This is a genomic window from Conexibacter woesei Iso977N (assembly GCF_000424625.1).
Taxonomy (GTDB): domain Bacteria; phylum Actinomycetota; class Thermoleophilia; order Solirubrobacterales; family Solirubrobacteraceae; genus Baekduia; species Baekduia woesei_A.
Window position 1 is genome coordinate 1,555,470 of sequence record NZ_AUKG01000001.1, and the last position, 17,096, is coordinate 1,572,565.

12 protein-coding genes are annotated in these 17,096 nt (G+C 73.8%); 4 read left to right on the plus strand and 8 right to left on the minus strand.

The features are described from left to right. Nucleotides 1–30: 30 nt before the first annotated feature. The 6 genes from H030_RS30165 to H030_RS30170 all read right to left on the minus strand — a co-directional run bounded on the left by H030_RS30165 (nt 31) and on the right by H030_RS30170 (nt 8,273). Nucleotides 31–627: a carboxymuconolactone decarboxylase family protein gene (locus H030_RS30165; protein ID WP_081690594.1), complete on the minus strand. Its 597-nt coding sequence runs from the start codon at nt 625–627 to the stop codon at nt 31–33. A 144-nt stretch (nt 628–771) separates the two neighbouring features. Further along, entirely contained in the window at nt 772–3,528 is a 2,757-nt protein-coding gene (locus tag H030_RS0107615) for a hypothetical protein (protein WP_027005678.1), read from the minus strand. Next, nucleotides 3,525–5,663 (minus strand): TolB family protein, encoded by a 2,139-nt coding sequence (locus tag H030_RS0107620; RefSeq protein ID WP_027005679.1) that lies wholly within the window; start codon nt 5,661–5,663, stop codon nt 3,525–3,527. Before H030_RS0107620 ends, H030_RS0107615 begins: the two co-directional genes overlap by 4 nt. A gap of 206 nt (nt 5,664–5,869) precedes the next feature. Then, a complete protein-coding gene (locus H030_RS0107625; protein WP_027005680.1) occupies nt 5,870–6,523 on the minus strand; it encodes a hypothetical protein in 654 nt (217 codons plus the stop codon). Beyond that, nucleotides 6,520–7,380 carry a PhzF family phenazine biosynthesis protein gene (locus tag H030_RS0107630; protein ID WP_027005681.1) on the minus strand — a complete coding sequence of 287 codons (861 nt, stop codon included), beginning with the start codon at nt 7,378–7,380 and terminating at the stop codon, nt 6,520–6,522. Before H030_RS0107630 ends, H030_RS0107625 begins: the two co-directional genes overlap by 4 nt. Next, nucleotides 7,281–8,273, minus strand: coding sequence for a DMT family transporter (locus tag H030_RS30170; protein WP_051221986.1), 993 nt, complete (start codon nt 8,271–8,273; stop codon nt 7,281–7,283). The genes H030_RS0107630 and H030_RS30170 overlap by 100 nt, the downstream gene beginning before the upstream one ends. Before the next feature lie 163 nt (nt 8,274–8,436). Here H030_RS30170 and H030_RS0107640 point away from each other — a divergent pair, with 163 nt between their 5' ends. After that, nucleotides 8,437–10,509: a RecQ family ATP-dependent DNA helicase gene (locus H030_RS0107640; RefSeq protein ID WP_027005682.1), complete on the plus strand. Its 2,073-nt coding sequence runs from the start codon at nt 8,437–8,439 to the stop codon at nt 10,507–10,509. A 231-nt stretch (nt 10,510–10,740) separates the two neighbouring features. Here H030_RS0107640 and H030_RS36600 read toward each other — a convergent pair whose 3' ends face one another. Next, entirely contained in the window at nt 10,741–12,834 is a 2,094-nt protein-coding gene (locus H030_RS36600; RefSeq protein WP_051221988.1) for a chorismate-binding protein, read from the minus strand. Nucleotides 12,835–12,910: 76 nt separating this feature from the next. Between H030_RS36600 and H030_RS0107650 the strand changes: the two genes are divergently transcribed. From H030_RS0107650 to H030_RS0107660, 3 genes are read left to right on the plus strand one after another with little or no spacing between them, the layout of a single operon-like run. Continuing rightward, nucleotides 12,911–13,510: a TetR/AcrR family transcriptional regulator gene (locus tag H030_RS0107650; protein ID WP_027005683.1), complete on the plus strand. Its 600-nt coding sequence runs from the start codon at nt 12,911–12,913 to the stop codon at nt 13,508–13,510. A gap of 30 nt (nt 13,511–13,540) precedes the next feature. Further along, nucleotides 13,541–14,215 carry a SanA/YdcF family protein gene (locus tag H030_RS0107655; protein WP_027005684.1) on the plus strand — a complete coding sequence of 225 codons (675 nt, stop codon included), beginning with the start codon at nt 13,541–13,543 and terminating at the stop codon, nt 14,213–14,215. Between the two features lie 42 nt (nt 14,216–14,257). Beyond that, a complete protein-coding gene (locus tag H030_RS0107660) occupies nt 14,258–15,493 on the plus strand; it encodes a PQQ-dependent sugar dehydrogenase (RefSeq protein WP_027005685.1) in 1,236 nt (411 codons plus the stop codon). On the opposite strand, the gene H030_RS0107665 is transcribed toward H030_RS0107660, so the two are convergent. Then, nucleotides 15,472–16,839, minus strand: coding sequence for a wax ester/triacylglycerol synthase family O-acyltransferase (locus tag H030_RS0107665; RefSeq protein WP_196809037.1), 1,368 nt, complete (start codon nt 16,837–16,839; stop codon nt 15,472–15,474). The genes H030_RS0107660 and H030_RS0107665 overlap by 22 nt on opposite strands. Between the last annotated feature and the right edge of the window lie 257 nt (nt 16,840–17,096).

A 17,096-nucleotide genomic window follows, 5' to 3' on the forward strand; every position in this document is an offset into this window, starting at 1 on the left:
GGCCGCTCGACCCGAGGCGGCCCTTCCTCGTTAAGCGACCGCTTCGCTGCGCGCCGGCGCAGCGCTCGCCGCGGGCAGCGCGCAGACCTTGCCTTCGGAGAAGCCGCCGACCGGGATCTCCAGCGCCGAGTTCATGCGGGCGCGGACGTTCTCCCAGGCGATGAGGTAGGTCAGCTCGAAGAGGCCCTTGGTGCCGAAGCGGGCGGTGAGCTGTTGGACGGCCGTGTCGTCGACGGTCGGTGGGGTGAGGGTCATCGCGCGGGCGTAGGCGATGACCAGGAGCTCGTCGGCGCTGAAGAGGCCGGAGGGCTCGGGGTCGTGGAGGGCGAGGAGCTGGGCGTCGGTCAGGCCGGACTCGCGGGCCAGGGCGGAGCCGATGTCGATGCAGAACTCGCAGCCGACGACGGTCGCGGCCTTCAGCTCGGCCAGCTTCATCAACTTCTCCGGGACGGTCCTGCTGCGCCGGCTCACCGCGCGGTCGTAGAAGGTGAACGCGCGCGCCAGCCGCGGGTGGTTGGCGTAGATCGCCGCCATCTCCGCGCCCTCGCCGCCGATCATGCGCGTCGCGACCATCCGCGCCATCCGGGCCTGCAGGCCGGTCGCCGGTGCCACACGAGATCCGCTCATGGTCCGGACCGTATTCGCGCGGCCCCGCGTCGCCCAGGGCCAGTTCGCCGCGTTCGCGCAGGACCACTCACCCGCCCCACAACGTCAACGGGGGCCGCTTGCGCGGCCCCCGTCTTCGCTCTCACTGTGTGGGTGGGGAGCTTGCTACTTCTTGCGCGTGGCCTGCTTGCGCGCGGTCTTCTTCGCCGCCGTGCACCTGGTCGTCACCGGCAGCGTGCGGGTCAGCCGCGCGCCGTTCTGGCCGGTGAACACCACGCTGCCGGCCGCGCCGCAGGCGGGCCACGACGACGCCGTGTCGAGGATCTGGCGCCTGTTGTGCGGCAGGTCCAGGTCGAACGCGGAGATCGGCACGTCCGGGATCGCGTTGAACGTCGTCCCGATCCGGCCGCCCCTGCTGACCGACGTGCTCCCGGTCAACGGGATCGTCAGCCCGCCGCCCTGCAGCAGGGCCACCAGCTTGGGCAGCGAGCTGCCGCCCTGCACCAGGTAGACCGCGCCCTTGAGCGGGACGTCCAGGAGCGGGGTGACCGCGCTGGCACCGCCGACCTTCGAGGCCGCCGGGCAGGCGCGGGCGTCGAGCTGGGCCTGGGAGCACGCCGTGCCCAAGGCCTTCAACTTGATCGCCAGCCCTGCCGGCAGCGTCACCGCGACCGTCTTCAGGTTCGCCTGGCCGGCGGCCTGGGTGATCCCGACGTGCAGGCCCGCGCCCGCCGCCTTCGTGCTCCTGACCGCACTCGCGGTCATCCTCGGCGTGAACGGCAGCGCGCGGCAGCCGTTGAGCCCGAAGCGGCTGACCGCGTCGGTCTTCTCACCGCCGGAGCCCGCCAGCGTCGCGGTCACCGCGGCGTCGGCGCACGACGTCGGGTTGACCATGAACCCGGCGCGGTCGAGCCGCAGCGCCACGGAGCGCAGCCGCAGCGGGATCCCGGCCAGGATCTGCGGGAGCGGGTCGGTCTGGACCGAGATCCGCGCGTCCGGGCCGACCGAGATCGCCGAGCGGATCACGACGGTCCCGAGGTCGTACGGACCCGCAAGCGCCGGGACCACCAGGCTGAGCCCGTACGGCGCGCCCTTGTAGCCCTCGGTCAGGTACGCGGTCCCGCTGAGGTGCAGCGGGTCGGCGCCCGGCCCGGCCGTGACGTCGACCGTGCCGACCTTCGACGCGGCGCCGCACGTCCCGGCCTGAGCCCGGACGCTGTCGCAGCGCGGCACCGAGCCGACCTTCGCCGTCAGACCCGGAGGAAGGACGACGTTGCTGATCGCTCCGAGCGTCTGCGTGCGGTCGTCACGCATGACGGCCAGCGCGAACGCCGTGTTCGACGAGCCCGCCTGCGCGTTGCTCACGCCCGCCACCAGCTTCGGCGCGAACGGCAGGCCGTTGGCGCAGTCGCCTCCGCCCAGCGCGACCGGCGTGGTCAAGGACACGTCCTTGCCCTCCGGCGACGACCACGGCGTGACCGTCGCGGTCGCGTCGCCGGTCCCACACGTGGTCGGCGAGGCGAGCACAGCCCGGTCTCCGCCGTCGAAGTGCAGCGAGAACGTGGTGAACGGCTGCTGCGGCGTGTTGTCGAACGTCGTGGTCAGGCGGCCGGTCGCCGGATCGGCGGCGATGTCGCCCGGCAGCTTCAGGCGGATGCCCTGGCCGTAGACCACCACGAACACGCTGTAGTGCCCGGGCGACGTCGACGGGCCGAGGTAGATCGGACCCGTCAGCGGCGAGCCCAGGATCGGCGAGACGATCGTCGCGCTGCCGACCTTCGAGGCGTCCGGGCAGTCGGCCGGCCCGTCGGCGCCGATCCCGACGTGCGCGGCGTCGCAGGCCTTCAGCCCGTCGGCCGCCGACGGCGAGATCGTGTAGCCCGCGGGCAACGTCACGACCGTGCGCTTGACGTCGGCGGCGCCGAGGCCGTCGGCGTCGCGGTTCTGCTCGACGCCGACCGTCACGTCCAGGCCGGTCGGCGCGTCCGAGGACGACGCCGACGGCGCGACCGCGATCGACGGCCTGAACGGCACGTCACCGCAGCCCGTCGGCGCCGGCGAGGTGACCTCGTCGGTCGCGTACGTGTTGGGGTGCGGCCACGTCGCGATCGCGATCTTCGTCACGGCCGGCGTGCACGACGTCGGGTTGCGCAGCAACGGGCCGGTCGCCGGGATGCCGTGCGGCGCGCAGGACGACGGATCCATCGGCCCCGTGCCGAAGAGGTCCAGGCACGACGCGCGCATGCCGTCGTGGGACGGGTCGGCCGGGTTGCCCCAGAGCGTCAGGGTCTGGGCGTCGATCCGCGCGCCCTCGTTGATCCCGTTGATCACCGTGTCCAACCCGCCGTCGGTCGCCGTGCGGGCGCTGAAGCCGATCTGGACGTTGGGGAACAGCACGCTGAAGCCGAACGTCGCGGGCCTGTCGGGCCCCGGGTTGACGTTGAACACCGGCAGGATCATGTCGCCGTACTGCCCGGCGAGATCCGCGTGGAGGGTCGCGATGCCGACCTGCGTGCCGTCCGGGCAGCCGCCGCCCGCCAGGGCGCCGGCGCCGAAGGCCGAGGCCTCGCACTGCGGGACGTTCGCGGCGTCGCCGACGAGGCCGGCGGGCAGCGACAGGCGCACGGTCTTCATCGGCTCGACCGGCTGGACGCCGACCGACCCGCCGTAGTCCTTGGTCCTGAGCCTGAAGGACGTCGTGACGTCCGGGTGGGCGCCGGCCTGGTTCGTGGACGACGTGACGGTCAGGTCGTACGGACCGGGCGTCTCGTCGGCCAGCGCCTGGGCGGGACCGGCCACGGCGGCCAGCGCCGCGGCGAGGGCGCCGGCGCGCGCCACGCGCGTGGCGAGGCGGCGGAGGCGGTGGGTGGTCGTGCGGGACATCGCGACCTCGTGCGTGGGGTAGGAGTTCGGCGCGCTCATCGCTTCGCCGCCTTCGTGCGCAGGACGACCGTCGCGTGCGCGGCCTTCTTGCTGTCGGTGCAGGTGACCGCGAGGCTCACGGTCAGCTTGTGCGAGCGCTTCAGTGCGCTGCGTGCTTTGGAGGAGAGCGTCAACACCAACTTGACGGTGCCCGCACCCTCGCGCAGCTGCGTGGCCGAGGCGACCGTGGCCGCCTTCTTCGACCCCGCCAGCTTGGCGGTCGCCCTCGCCGTGACCTGCGCCGTGTCGCTGACCTTGACGCTCAGCGTGACCCTGCCGGTCCGAGCCCAGGTGGCCCGCGCGGCGGCGGAGATCGACGACACCTTGAACGTCGTCGCGGGCGTCGTGAAGACCACCGGCGCGGACGTGTCGGTCGCGGTCAGCGACGTGGGCGCGGCGGCCGGCGCGGGCGGCGCCGACTGCGGTCCGCGGCACGCCTCGCCCTCGCACGGCGTCGTCGCCGTGGACGGGAAGCCACCGCCGACGCGCATGTCGTAGATGTCGGCGTACCCGCCGTCGCGATCGTCGTCGGTCAGCGTCTGGGACGTGCGGATGAACACGTCGCGGCCGTCGGCCGAGCTGCCGACGACCAGCGCGTCCCGCGTCGGCGTGTTGACCGACACCAGGTGGTTGCCGTCGGCGTCGTGCGCGTAGACGTCGTACTTGCCGTCGGTGTCGTCGGCCGTCAGCTGGTTGGGCGAGTCGAAGAACACGGTGCCGTCGGCGGCGAAGCCGGGCGGCGTGGACTGCTGGTTGCCCGGGATGTCGCGCAGCGACGACTCGCCGGCCGGCACCGAGCCGTCGGGCGGGCAGGACAGGCAGCTCACCGAGTTGCCGTCCAAGTTGTAGAGGTACAGCTGCGCCGTCGCATCGGCCTGCCCGGCGCGCGGTCCGGCCAGCACGTTCGTGGACGGGAACGCCAGCGAGCGGCCGTCGGGCGACAGCGCGATCTCGTTGTTGTACTCGCCGTTGCTGTAGAGCTTGAACGAGTCGCCGAAGCCGACCGTGGCGACGAAGGTGACCGGGACGTCCCCGGCCACGTAGACGTTGGGCCTGTCGTCGGTCGCGCCGGGGGCCAGCGCGGCGTTGGAGGCGAAGTAGATCCGGGCGCCGTCGGATGAGGTCCGCAGCGACCCGAGGATCGACCGGCCGGCACTGGCGTCGACGCCGGCGAGCCGGCGCAGCGTGTCGTACTCCTCGTCGTACATGTAGATGCCGCCGGTCGTCGCGCCGCTCGTGAGCGGCACGACCGCGCTGAAGAACACGATGTGGCCGTCGTCGGAGGCGCCGAGGAACTTCGCGGCGGCGCCGCTGACGGGCCCGCGCGGGTCGCCCGCGACGCGCGAGGCGGAGATCAGGTTGGTGGTCTTGCCGTCGATCCGGACGTAGAGCTGGCCGTCCATCTGGAAGTAGATGTGCGAGCCGTCGGTCGAGATCGCGCGGGCGTCCGCGGCCTGGCCGAGGCCGGCGAAGTTGTGGCCGCCGCCGAACTGCGCGGCCTCGGAGGCCGGGTTCGGGCCGCCGGACGGCGGGACCGACGCCAGGCGCAGCCTGCCGGCGGAGTAGTCGTAGACGCGGTTGGTGCCGCCCGCGATGCTCGGGATCAGCTGCTTGGTGGACTCGATGACCACGTGGCTGCCGTCGGGCGTGCTGCCTTCGTAGATCGAGTCGCCGCTGGCGGTGTCCGGCAGCCTCAGGCCCGGCGAGAGCCAGGTCGACTGGCCGCCGTTGACCGAGGCCACGTCGTACCCGCTGTTCTGGTCCAGCGGCGTGAGCGCCGAGGCCTGCCCGACCGTGTAGAACGCCGTCGACACGTCGTCGGTGATGCCGGCGGGGATCGCGCTGTCGTTCAGGGCCGGAGCGGGCGAGGCGGGGATCGGCGTCAGCGATCCGTCGGTGACCCAGCCGGACGCGGTGCGGTGGCTGCGGTAGACCGACATCAGCGGGTTGGCGCCGACGTCGGCGAAGGCGCCGAGCGACTGGTAGGCGATCGTGTCGCCGTCCTTCGCGTTGCGGATCGCGGTGAAGATGTCGTTCCCGCCCTTGTCGGACGGCGAGACGAGCTCGGGAACGCGCGGCGCAGCGGCCGCGTCGGCATGAGCGTCGGCGGTCGCGAACGTACTGATCGCGAGCATGGCGGCGATGCCGCACGCGAACGGGCGTGCGGCATCGACGGACCGCCGTAGCGGCCCGTGGGCAACAGCTAGCACTACTCTCCTCCTGCGGATGGGACGATTGCTCCGGGGTGCGTGGGGCGCCTCCGGAGCGGGTGGGCCGCAAACATAAACTCTCGCGTTCCCGTTGGCAAGGGGAACTTGCGTGTACCGCTATGGGACCGCTATCAGGAGTGATGGAACCACGGCGGATTTGCCGCGCATCTCGCGAGTACGTTGGCTCCGTTGTCCATTTGGGGACATCCGTGTGTTGTGAGGACGTGAAGGGGTTCGCGGTCGATCAGCCGCTGCAGCGTAGGCGCGAAGCGCTCGGCATAGAACCGCTCGCGGTCGGGCGTGACAGCGTCCTGACACCACATGCGCAGCTCGCCCTCGGGCGTCGTGACGACCGCGTCGCCGAAGGCGATCGCGCGGTGCGACGGGAAGTGCAGCGGCCGCTCGGAGCGGCGCGGGCGGCCGATCGTGTGCGCGGTCACGCCCGCGGGCAGCGGGCCGTCGAGGGGCCGGACGTCCGGGTTGCGGCGGCGGGCGGGGTCCGGGCCGTAGGCGGTCGCGTCGTAGCGCTCGACGAGCGCCGCGGTCGAGCGCACGTGGTAGCCGATCGTGATGAAGATCGCCACGCCGCCGCGGGCGTCGCGCGCGAGGTCGTCGAGGAGATCCGGCGCGTCGTCGGGCAGCAGCGGGTCGATCAGCAGCAGCGTGCCGGTGTCGTCGCCGGTCAGCGCGTAGGACGCGACCTCGGCGCCGAACGCGTCGGCCGGGTGCCAGTCCGGGTGGCGCGCGGTCCAGCGGTGGATGCCGGGGCGCAGCGTCTCGATCATGCCGGGATCCGCACCGCGCCGCCCGAGACGCGGATGCCGGACGCGGGGTCCGGGTCGATGGCGACGGTCAGCCGCGACGGGCGGCCGAGGTCGTCGCCCTGGTGGATGGCGATCGTGGCGGGCGGGTCGACGAGGCCCAGCGCGCGCAGGTAGGCGCCGAACGCCGCGGCGGCCGCGCCGGTCGCCGGGTCCTCGACGACGCCACCGACCGGGAACGGGTTGCGCGCGTGGAACAGCGCGGGGTCGCCGGCGTCGCGGTGCACGAGCGCGAGCGTCGTGAGGTCCCGGGCCGACATGTAGGCCTTGAGCGCCTCGAAGTCGTAGTCCAAGTCGGCGAGGCGCTCGCGCGTGCGCGCGGCGAGCACGAGGTGGCGCGCGCCCGCGTAGGCGATGCGCGGCGGGAGGTCCGGGTCGAGGTCGTCGAAGGACCAGCGCAGCGCGGCAAGTGCTGCATCAACGTCTTCGTCCTCGGCGGACTCGACCGCGGGCGAGACCGACGTCAGCGTCGCGGTGATCGCGCCGCCGTCGCCGTCGCGCCCGGTGGTCACCGCGACCGGTCCCGCTTGGGTGACGAGCAGCAGCTCGCCCGGGCCGTCGCGCTCGGCCAGCGCGACCGCGGTGGCGATCGTCGCGTGGCCGCAGAACGGCACCTCGGCGAGCGGGCTGAAGTAGCGGACCGTGTTGTTGGTGGTGTTGGTGACGAACGCGGTCTCGGAGTAGCCGACGTCGGCCGCGATCCGCTGCATCTGCGCGTCGGTCAGCGCCGCCGCGTCCAGGACCACGCCCGCGGGGTTGCCGCCGTCGGGGGTGTCGGTGAAGGCGGTGAGGCGGAGGATCGTCGTCGTCGGATCGGCCATGGCAGCAATGTAGGGACCGACGTGTTGCGGAAGACGCGCGGTTTGTCACGACTTCGTGCAAGTCCCGCGCCGGCGAGGCACAGCACGCCGCCGGCGAGCGCGAGCGCCGGCGGGGTCTCGCCCTGGACCGCCCAGCCGAGCAGGATCGCCAGCGGCGGGACGAGGTAGGTGGTCGCGCCCATCTTCCCCGCGGACGTGCGCGCGAGCGCGTAGGCCCAGGTGGTGAACGCGATCCCGGTCGGGAAGAGGCCGAGGTAGACGGCCCAGACGAGGTTGCCGGCGTGCGCGTCGCCCGCCTCGGCGACCAGCCGCGGCGCGAACGGTAGGCAGCAGACGAGCCCGACCGCGCAGGCGATCCAGGTGACCATCAGCGCGCTCGTGGTGCCGCCGAGCAGCGGCTTCTGGGCGACGACGGCAACCGCGTAAGCGGCGGCCGCGAGGACGCAGAGCGCCGCGCCCCAGGCGCTGGCGCCGCCGCTGGAGGTGGCGGCGCCGATCACGATCGCGCCCGCGAACGCGACCGCGCAGCCGGCGACGAGCGTGCGCGGGAAGCCCTCGTGCAGGACGGTGCCCGCGAGGATCGCGATGAAGACCGGACCGATGTTGACGAGCATCGCGGCGGTCCCGGCGTCGACCGAGCGTTCGGCCTGGTTGAGCGCGAGGTTGTAGACGCCGAACCAGAGGACGCCGACGGTCAGGAGGCGCGGCCAGGCGTGTCGCGGCGGGAGCGGTTCCCGGCGGGCGAGCACGAGCGCGCCGAGCGCGAGCGTCCCGACGGCGAGGCGCGCGAGCGTCAGCGGGCCGGCGGCGAGGTCGTGGCCGGCCGCGCGGATCCCGACGAACGCCGACGCCCAGAGGACCACCGTCACCAGCGCCGCGCCGAGGGCTCCCATCGTGGGGTCGACGCTACGCGCGGGAACCTTCGGGCCGGGCCGAACCATGGTTCGTGTGCAACGTCTTGGCCTTCGATTGCGTGAGAACTGCGACGACTTCGTCACGACTCTGCGCAGATCGGCCGGTTCCGGCGGCGCGACGACGTACCGTGAAGCGCACGTCATGAGCACCGCGATCGACACCCGAGCAGAAGACCACCTCCGCGCGCTCGCCGGCGACGGCGCGCAGTTCCGCGAGAACCAGCTGGACGCGATCCGCGACCTGGTCGAGGACCGCGCGCGCGTGCTGTGCGTGCAGCGCACCGGTTGGGGCAAGTCGGCGGTGTACTTCGTCGCGACCGCGCTGCTGCGCGAGGCCGGCGCGGGGCCGACGCTGATCGTCTCCCCACTGCTGGCGCTGATGCGCAACCAGATCGACGCGGCGCGGCGGCTCGGGCTGCGCGCGCACACGATCAACTCCACCAACCGCGAGGGCTGGGCCGAGGTGGCGTCGCTGCTGGAGCAGGACGCCGTCGACCTGCTGCTGATCAGCCCGGAGCGGCTCAACAACCCGCAGTTCCGCGACGCGATGCTGCCGGTCTTCGCCGAGCGCGTCGGGCTGCTGGTGGTCGACGAGGCGCACTGCATCTCGGACTGGGGCCACGACTTCCGGCCCGACTACCGGCGGATCGGCGACATGCTCGAGCAGCTGCCGGGCGGCGTCGGCGTGCTGTGCACGACGGCGACCGCGAACGACCGCGTCGTCGCCGACGTCTCCGAGCAGCTGCGCGCGGGGCGGGGCGAGGACGCGCTGCGGACCTATCGCGGGCCGCTGGGGCGGACGTCGCTGCGCTTCGAGGTCGTCGACCTTCCCGCGCAGGCGGATCGGTTGGCGTGGCTGGCTCAGCACCTGCCGGAGCTGCCGGGCTCGGGCATCGTGTACACGTTGACCAAGCGCGATGCCGACCTGGTCGCGGCGTTCCTGAGCGCGCGCGGGATCGCGGCGGAGTCCTACTCGGGCGAGGTCGACACCGACACGCGGATCGCGCTCGAGGACCGGCTGCTGCGCAACGACCTGAAGGCGGTCGTCGCGACGAGCGCGCTGGGCATGGGCTATGACAAGCCCGACCTCGGCTTCGTTGTTCATTATCAAGCGCCGGGATCCGTGATCGCCTACTACCAGCAGGTCGGGCGTGCGGGACGCGGGATCGACCGCGCCGAGGTGGTGTTGTTGCGGGGCGCCGAGGACCGGCGGATCCAGGACTTCTTCATCGAGCAGGCGTTCCCGCGGCGCGAGGTCGTCGACCGCGTGCTCGGGCATCTTGATGATGTTGGTGGCGACGGCGCCTCGACGCAGGAGCTGATGGCCCAGGTCAACCTCGGCAAGGTCCGCATCGAGGGGTTGTTGAAGGTCTTGGACGTGGAGGGCGCGGTCGACCGGGCCGGGACGAAGTGGATCGCGCGGCCGACGCGCGAGTGGGTCTACGACGCCGAGCGCTACAGCCGGATCACCGACCTGCGGCGGCGCGAACAGGCGGCGATGGCGTCGTTCGGCGCCGACGGGCGCTGCCTGATGCGCGCGCTGCAGGAGGAGCTCGACGATCCGGAGCCCGCCGACTGCGGGCGCTGCTCGGTGTGCGCGGGCGCGCGCTGGGATGGGCCGCTCGACCAGGCGGTCGTGCGCGACGCGGCGGTGCATCTGCGGTCGCGGCCGGTCGTGTTGGACGTCAAGAAGATGGCGCCGGGCGACGACGGGCGCATGAGGAAGATCCCGGAGCCGGTGCGCGCCGAGGAGGGCCGCGCGCTGGCGCGGTTCGGCGACGGCGGGTGGGACAAGCTCGTGCAGGCCGGGCGGGCGAGCGGGCGCTTCGACGACGAGCTGGTCGCCGCGGCGGCCGAGACGATCCGGGGCTGGGGTCCGCCCGGCGTCGCGTGGGTGGCGGCGGTGCCGTCGTCGCGGTCGGGCACGCTGGTGCCGGACTTCGCGGCGCGGCTGGCCGCGGCCCTCGGGTTGCCGTACGTGGAGGCGCTCGCGCGCGTGGACGAGCGGCCGCCGCAGCGCGAGATGGCCAACGCGCCGCAGCAGGTCGCCAACGTCCGGGGCGCGTTCGCGGTCACGCAGGTCGTCGAGGGCGCGTCTGCGCTGCTGGTCGACGACCTGCGGTTCAGCGGCTGGACGCTGGCGATGCTCGGCGGGCAGCTGCGGCAGAAGGGCGCGGGGCCCGTGTACCCGTTCGCGCTGGCGACGGCGTTCTAGTGTCTCGGTGCGTGCGCCCTGAGGTCGATTTGCGGCCCGGATCGTTGTGGCTGACGGTTGCTGGCTGAGCGTCGTGTGCGCCAGCACATGAGACCGGCCGGCGGCCGTCAGGCGCGACGAGGCGGCCCGCAAATCGATCTCAGCCGAGGTCAGCTGCGGCCACGGCCCGACAAGGGGGTACCGGAGCCGTGGCCGCAGCCGCGATCGTGCGTTACGAACTGCGTTCGGTCACTACCGCAACGGTGGGAACCGTGAGAGCGATGTCCGCACGCGGTCCGAGGGTGCGCTGAGCGCACGGTTGCCGATCCGGGTGACCGTCTCCAGGCCCCGCAGGGCGTTGCAGACGAGCACCGCCTCCGCGGCGTGGAGGTCGGCGAGCGTCAGTGGGCGCTCCCGCGCGTCGAGCGCCTCGCCGACTGCTGCGCGCGTGACGCCCGGGAGGATCCGGCCGTCGAGCGGCGGCGTGACGATCGTGTCGTCGGCGAGGACCGCGAAGACGTTGGCGCGCGTGGTCTCGAGCACCTGGCCGTCCGCGTCGACGAGCAGCGGGATCGCGGGCGCGGTGGCGCGCTCGGCGGCGTCGACCCAGCGCCGATCGCGCCACTTGCGGTCACCGAGCCCTCCGGCCAGGACGACCGGCTCCAATACGACGTCGCCCGGCTCCGGCAGCTCGCCGACTTCCACACCAACATCTCCGCGCGCATCGAGCACGACCCGCAGCCGGCACGACCGTCCCTGCTCCAGCGCCGTGTACCGCACCAACGCCTCAACCGCCTCCGGCACCGCGAATCCGTAGACCTCCCGCGCCGCGCGCCCGAGCCGCTCCAGGTGCTCCTCGACTGCGAGAGCAACCCCATCAACAACCAGGATCGTCTCGAAGACCCCGCGAGCAGGATCGGGGCGAGGGACGGGATGGGCGCCGAGCCGCAACGGCCGCGGCACCGCCGCGCCCGCAGAGTCGTCCGTCGCTTCGAGCGTGGCGCCGATGGCGGCGAGCAGGGGCATGGCTTTGGCGAGGCATTCGGCGGCTTCGGCGGTGGGGTCGGAGCCGGTGGTGATGGCGCCGCCGGCGTCGAGCCAGGTGGTGGTGGCGGTGGACTCGAAGGTGCGGATCGCGACGGAGAGCTCGAGGCCGGCGGTGGGGGAGGCGAAGCCGATCGCCCCGCAGAAGGTCTGGCGGGCGGTGCCTTCGAGGGCGCTGATGACGTCCATCGCCGCGAGCTTCGGCGCACCGGTCACCGAGCCGGGCGGGAACGTCGCGGCCAGCAGCGCGGCGTCGCCGGTCCGGGGCGCCAGCTCGCCGACGACCTCGCTGACGAGGTGCCAGACGCCGACGTGCGCGCGCGGCTCGGCGAGCGCCGTCACCTGAACGGACCCGGGCGCGCAGACGCGGCCGAGGTCGTTGCGCATCAGGTCGACGATCATGATGTTCTCGGCGCGGTCCTTGGCGGATGCGGCCAGCTCGTCACGCCCCGAGGCGGGCCGCGTGCCCTTGATCGGCGCGGTCCGCACGCTCGACCCGCGGCGCTCCAGGAACAGCTCCGGCGAGAAGCTGGCGAGCACGTCGTCGTCGCCGTCGGCGAGCCACGCCGCGCGGTCGGGCGCCAGCGCCGCGGCGCCCGTGGTGAAGAGGTCGAGCAGCTCGCCCTCGACCTCGCCGCGCAGCCGCAGCGCGAGGTTGGCCTGGAACAGGTCCCCGGCGGCGATCCGCTCCCGGCACGCCTCGACCGCGCGGGCGTGGCCGGCGGCGCTCGGCGTCGCCCGCCAGGCCCCAGACCGGAAGGGGCGCGGCGCGGGTGCGGCGGCGAGGCGGGCGGCGAGCTCCTCCCGGCGCGCGTCGAGGAACGCGGCGCGGGCGTCGGTCCAGAGCGCCTCGAACCACCACGCGCCCTCGGCGTCGCAGCGCAGGACGTGGTCGTAGAACGCCATCCGGACCGCGGGCAGCGCCTCGCCGCGCGGTGCCGGCGGAGGCGCGCCGAGTGTCGGCTCGAGCGCCCGCCCGAGCCCATAGCCGAGCGCCCCGAACCATCCGCCGCCGACGAAGCCGTCGGGAATCGCGCCAGTCACGGTGGGCTGGGCGTCGAGGAACGCCATCGGGTTACCCGACGCGACCGCGCCGAGTGCCGACGTGGGGTCGCCCGCCGCGACCGCGCCCGGCGCCAACGCCAGCGGCTCGGCGCCCGCCAGCGCTGCCGCGCCCGCCCAGCGCCCGACCAGCGCGAAGGGGTGCGCGTCCTCGCGGACGAGCAGGCCGGCGTGCGCGGCTGGCACGCCGGGCGAGGCGAGGCGGGTCCGGATCGGGGTGACGGGCTCGGCGATGGCCATCGGCGAAGCCATTCTGTCGCGGGCCTCACCGCGAAAGCTCTCCCACCGGCTTGCGGCGCGCGGGTAGAGTCCCGCCATGGCGACGGATGCCATGCGACCACGCGGCCGGCCGCGGAGCACGGAAGCCGACCGGGCGATCTTCGCCGCGACCCTGCAGCTCCTCGACGAGGGCGGCTACCACGGGCTCACGGTCGAGGGCGTCGCGGCGCTTGCGGGCGTCGCCAAGACCACCATCTACCGGCGCTACGCCAACAAGGGCCTGCTCGTCCTGGACTCGATGACCCAGCGCGCGCACGACCAGCCGGTCGAGCTGCCGGACACCGGATCGTTCCGCGACGACCTCGTCGCCGTCATGCGCCTGATCCGCGAGGAGGTCGCGCCGTCCTCGCCGTCGTCGGTCGGCGCCGCGCTGCTGGGTGAAGCGAGCCAGGACGCCGCGGTCGCCGAGCAGCTCCGGGCGTTCGCCGACTTCCGCTTCGAGCAGGGCAGGCCGGTCTACACCCGCGCGATCGACCGCGGCGAGCTGCGCGCCGACGCCGACTGGCGCACGGTCGCCGAGCTGCTCGTCGGCTGGATCTTCCACGCCTCGGTCGTCTCCCGCCGCCGCCCGGACGACGCGACGCTCGACCGCACGGTCGACCAGCTGCTCTCCGGGCTGGCGCCTGCAGCGCCCTGATTGGTCAACGCGCTCGGGTAGACTGCGCGCATGCTGAACCGGCGTGTGGTGGTCCGGATGGCGCTCGGCGGCGCGGCGATGTGCGTCGTGCTGGCGGCGGTCGTCGGCATCGCGAACGCGGTCGTCCTGCTCGGCGGCCGCGGCGCGAAGACCGACCCGAAGGCGATGCCCCACGCCCAGGCCGCGCTCGTGCTCGGCGCGTTCGTCGAGCCCGACGGCCGCCCCTCGGGCATGCTCGAGGACCGGATCCGCGCCGCCGCGCAGCTCTACAAGGACGGGCGCGTCGACAAGATCCTCGCCTCCGGCGACCACGGCCGGCCCAACTACGACGAGGTCAACACGATGCGCCGCGAGCTCGTCCGCCTCGGCGTCCCGGACCGCGTGATCTTCACCGACCACGCCGGCTTCGCCACGCTCGACAGCGTCGTCCGCGCCCGCAAGGTCTTCGACGTCAAGAGCGCGATCATCGTCACCCAGCCGTTCCACATGGCCCGCGCGCTGTGGCTCGCGCACCACGCCGGCCTCAAGGCCTATGGGTTGGAAGCCGGCGCGGGCAGGGACTACGGGTCGAGGGGCACGCTCGCCGACCTGCGCGAGGTGCTCGCCCGGACCAAGGCCGTCGGCGATGTCGTGACCGGCGCGCAGCCGGAGTTCCTCGGCCCGAGGGTCGACATCGCGGGCAGCGCCCAGGCGTCGCGCGGCTAGACCTGGCGCACCCGCGCCGGGCGCTCTGCGATCCTCGGCGCCATGCCGCGTCGTGGAGCCCTGCTGGTCGCCGTCGCCGTGCTGCTCGCCGTCGCGCTCGTCGCGTGCGGCGGCGGGAGCGACGGAGCGACGGCGGAGACGACGGGCGCAGCCACCGGCGCCGCAGCGGCGACCACACCAACAACGGCGACCGGCGCCGCCGCCAGGCGCGGCGTCAAGCTCGTCCAGGTCGGCAGCTTCGACCAGCCGCTCTACGTCACCGCGCCCCCGGCCGACAAGCGCCGCATCTTCGTGGTCTCCCAGAACGGGACGATCTGGGTCGTCCGCGGCGGCAGGAAGCTCCCGGCGCCGTTCCTGGACATCCGGTCGCAGGTCCAGGACTCTGGCGAGCAGGGCCTGCTCGGCCTCGCGTTCGCGCCCGGCTACGCGCAGTCCGGGTTGTTCTACATCTACTACACGGGCAAGGACCAGAAGCAGCACCTGGTCGAGTACCGGCGCAGGAGCGACGACACCGCGGACGCGAACAGCGCCCGCCCGTTGATCGTCTTCGACGACCCCGAGGCCAACCACAACGGCGGCCAGCTCACGTTCGGCCCGGACCACCTGCTCTACATCGGGACCGGCGACGGCGGTGGCGGCAACGACCAGCACGGCGCGCGCGGCAACGCGCAGAACCTGGGCTCGCCGCTCGGCAAGATCCTGCGGATCGACCCGGCCAGGAGCGGCAGCAAGGCCTACACCATCCCGGCGGGCAACCCGTTCGTCAGGACCAGCGGCGCCCGGCCCGAGATCTACGCCTACGGCCTGCGCAACCCGTGGCGCTTCAGCTTCGACCGCGCGACCGGCGACCTCACGATCGGCGACGTCGGCCAGGACCAGGTCGAGGAGATCGACTTCGCCCGCCGCGGCACCGCGCGCGGCGGCAACTACGGCTGGCGGCCGTGGGAGGGGCGGCGCCGCAACTTCCCCGGCGAGAGCGCGCCCGGCGCGAGGTTCCCGGTCCTGACCAAGCTGCACTCCGACGGCTGGTGCTCGATCACCGGCGGCTACGTCGTGCGCGACCGTGCGGTCCCGGGGCTGTACGGCCGCTACGTCTACTCCGACTACTGCAAGGGCGAGCTGCGCTCCGCGCGCCTGGCGTCCGGGAGGGCGACGGGCGATGCCAAGATCCCCGGGCTGAGGATGGTCTCGGGCGCCGACTCGTTCGGCGAGGACGCGCTGGGACGCGTCTACGTGGTCTCCGGGTCCGGCCCGGTCTACCGGTTCGCCGCGCGCTGAGCCGCGCGCCGCTCGCGGGCCCGCGTGCGCCACGGGGTCGTGCCCGGCTGCGGCGGCCCGTCCGCGACGCGCAGCGCGTCGAACGCCGCCTCCAGGTCGCGCGCGACGTCGACGACGTCCGCTACCACCTCGGCGTCCGCGGCGAGCCCGACGTGCAGCACGCCGTCATACGACACCGCGCCGACCGTCAGCGCGTGGCCGTGCAGGAGCGGGACCAGCGGGTGGATCGCGCGCAGCGGCCGGCCGAGCAGCTCCAGCCGGACCGGCGGCCCCGGGACGTTCGACACGACCAGCGAGAACGGCACCGCCCGGACCGCCGCCCGCGCGACCACGCGCCGCCCTGCGCCGGGCAGCGCGTCGGCGGCCTGGCCGAGCGCGTCGAGCGCCGCGGCGTCGCCGCCGGCCTTCGCGGCCGCGGTGCGCGCCCGGATGGTCGCGAGCGCGCGGTCCGGGTCCGGTTCGCCGACCGGCAGCTCGACGGGCAGGAACGAGATCCGGTTGCCGAGCGCGCCGCCCGCGCCGTCGCCGCTCCGGACGTTCACCGGCACCAGCGCCCGGAGCGCGTCCCGCGCGTCGCCGCGGCGGCGCAGCGCACCGCGCAGCGCCACCGACGTCGCGGCCAGCAGGACGTCGTTGATCGTCGCCTCGCGGCGGGCGCCTGCGGCCCGGACCGCGTCGAGTGGTACCGCCGCATAGGCGACGGCACGCCGGGCGGTCACGGAGCGCTCCAGCGGCGATGGAGCGACACCCCGCGCCGCGACCACACCCTCGACCGCGCGCACCGCGCTCCCGAGCAGCGCGTCGCTCGCCCGCGCCGCGCCCGCCAGCGCGCGCACGCGCGCCGCGGCGGTCGTCCGCAGCGTCTCGGCCGGCGACGGCGCGGGGGAGGGCACCCACGACGCGTCGCCCCGCGCCTCCGGCCCGAACAGCAGCATCGCCACCTCGATCGCGGCGATCCCGTCGACCAGCGCGTGGTGCGCCTGCCCGACGATCGCGAACCCGCCGCCGTCGACCCCGTCCACCACGTACATCCGCCACAGCGGCCGGTCCTCCGGCAGCGGCGCGCTCAGCAGTGCGCCCGCGACCTCGCGCAGCGCCGTCCCGCGCGCCGCGCTCACGGCGAACACGTGCCGCGCGACGTCGAAGCGCACGTCGTCGACCCACGCGCCGCGCACGAGCCGGCGCCGGAACCGCGGCACGCCGCCCAGCCGCGCATCGATCCAGCGCCGCAACGCCGCAACCCCCGGCGCCGCGCCGTCGAAGCGCAGCGTCCAGCCGACGACCAGCGGCGCCTGCGGCGTCTCGAGGTCCAGGAACGCGAGATCCAAGGCGGTGGGGCGATCCACGTCGGCGCCCATCCTCTCGCACAAACGTCCAGGCCGGCACCAATTCGATTCAAGATCGTTCGGCACTTGCCGCTTAACGGCGAGAGGCGCCCTCTAGGAGGACGCCTCGAACAGCTACTCGCCGTGCGTTCTACTTAGTTCTTGAAACCCACGGTGCACCCCCAAGACGTTCGCGCTGCGCACCACCGCAGCGACTAGCGGACGGACGGATATCGGCACGCGATACGACGCCATTGGGCCTGCCAGCCCGGCGTCGT

Excerpts from the sequence above, each read along its gene's own strand:
- H030_RS30165 (WP_081690594.1), bottom strand. The coding sequence starts at position 627 with ATGAGCGGATCTCGTGTGGCACCGGCGACCGGCCTGCAGGCCCGGATG.
- H030_RS0107615 (WP_027005678.1), bottom strand. The coding sequence starts at position 3,528 with ATGAGCGCGCCGAACTCCTACCCCACGCACGAGGTCGCGATGTCCCGC.
- H030_RS0107620 (WP_027005679.1), bottom strand. The coding sequence starts at position 5,663 with ATGCTCGCGATCAGTACGTTCGCGACCGCCGACGCTCATGCCGACGCG.
- H030_RS0107625 (WP_027005680.1), bottom strand. The coding sequence starts at position 6,523 with ATGATCGAGACGCTGCGCCCCGGCATCCACCGCTGGACCGCGCGCCAC.
- H030_RS0107630 (WP_027005681.1), bottom strand. The coding sequence starts at position 7,380 with ATGGCCGATCCGACGACGACGATCCTCCGCCTCACCGCCTTCACCGAC.
- H030_RS30170 (WP_051221986.1), bottom strand. The coding sequence starts at position 8,273 with ATGGGAGCCCTCGGCGCGGCGCTGGTGACGGTGGTCCTCTGGGCGTCG.
- H030_RS0107640 (WP_027005682.1), top strand. The coding sequence starts at position 8,437 with ATGAGCACCGCGATCGACACCCGAGCAGAAGACCACCTCCGCGCGCTC.
- H030_RS36600 (WP_051221988.1), bottom strand. The coding sequence starts at position 12,834 with ATGGCCATCGCCGAGCCCGTCACCCCGATCCGGACCCGCCTCGCCTCG.
- H030_RS0107650 (WP_027005683.1), top strand. The coding sequence starts at position 12,911 with ATGGCGACGGATGCCATGCGACCACGCGGCCGGCCGCGGAGCACGGAA.
- H030_RS0107655 (WP_027005684.1), top strand. The coding sequence starts at position 13,541 with ATGCTGAACCGGCGTGTGGTGGTCCGGATGGCGCTCGGCGGCGCGGCG.
- H030_RS0107660 (WP_027005685.1), top strand. The coding sequence starts at position 14,258 with ATGCCGCGTCGTGGAGCCCTGCTGGTCGCCGTCGCCGTGCTGCTCGCC.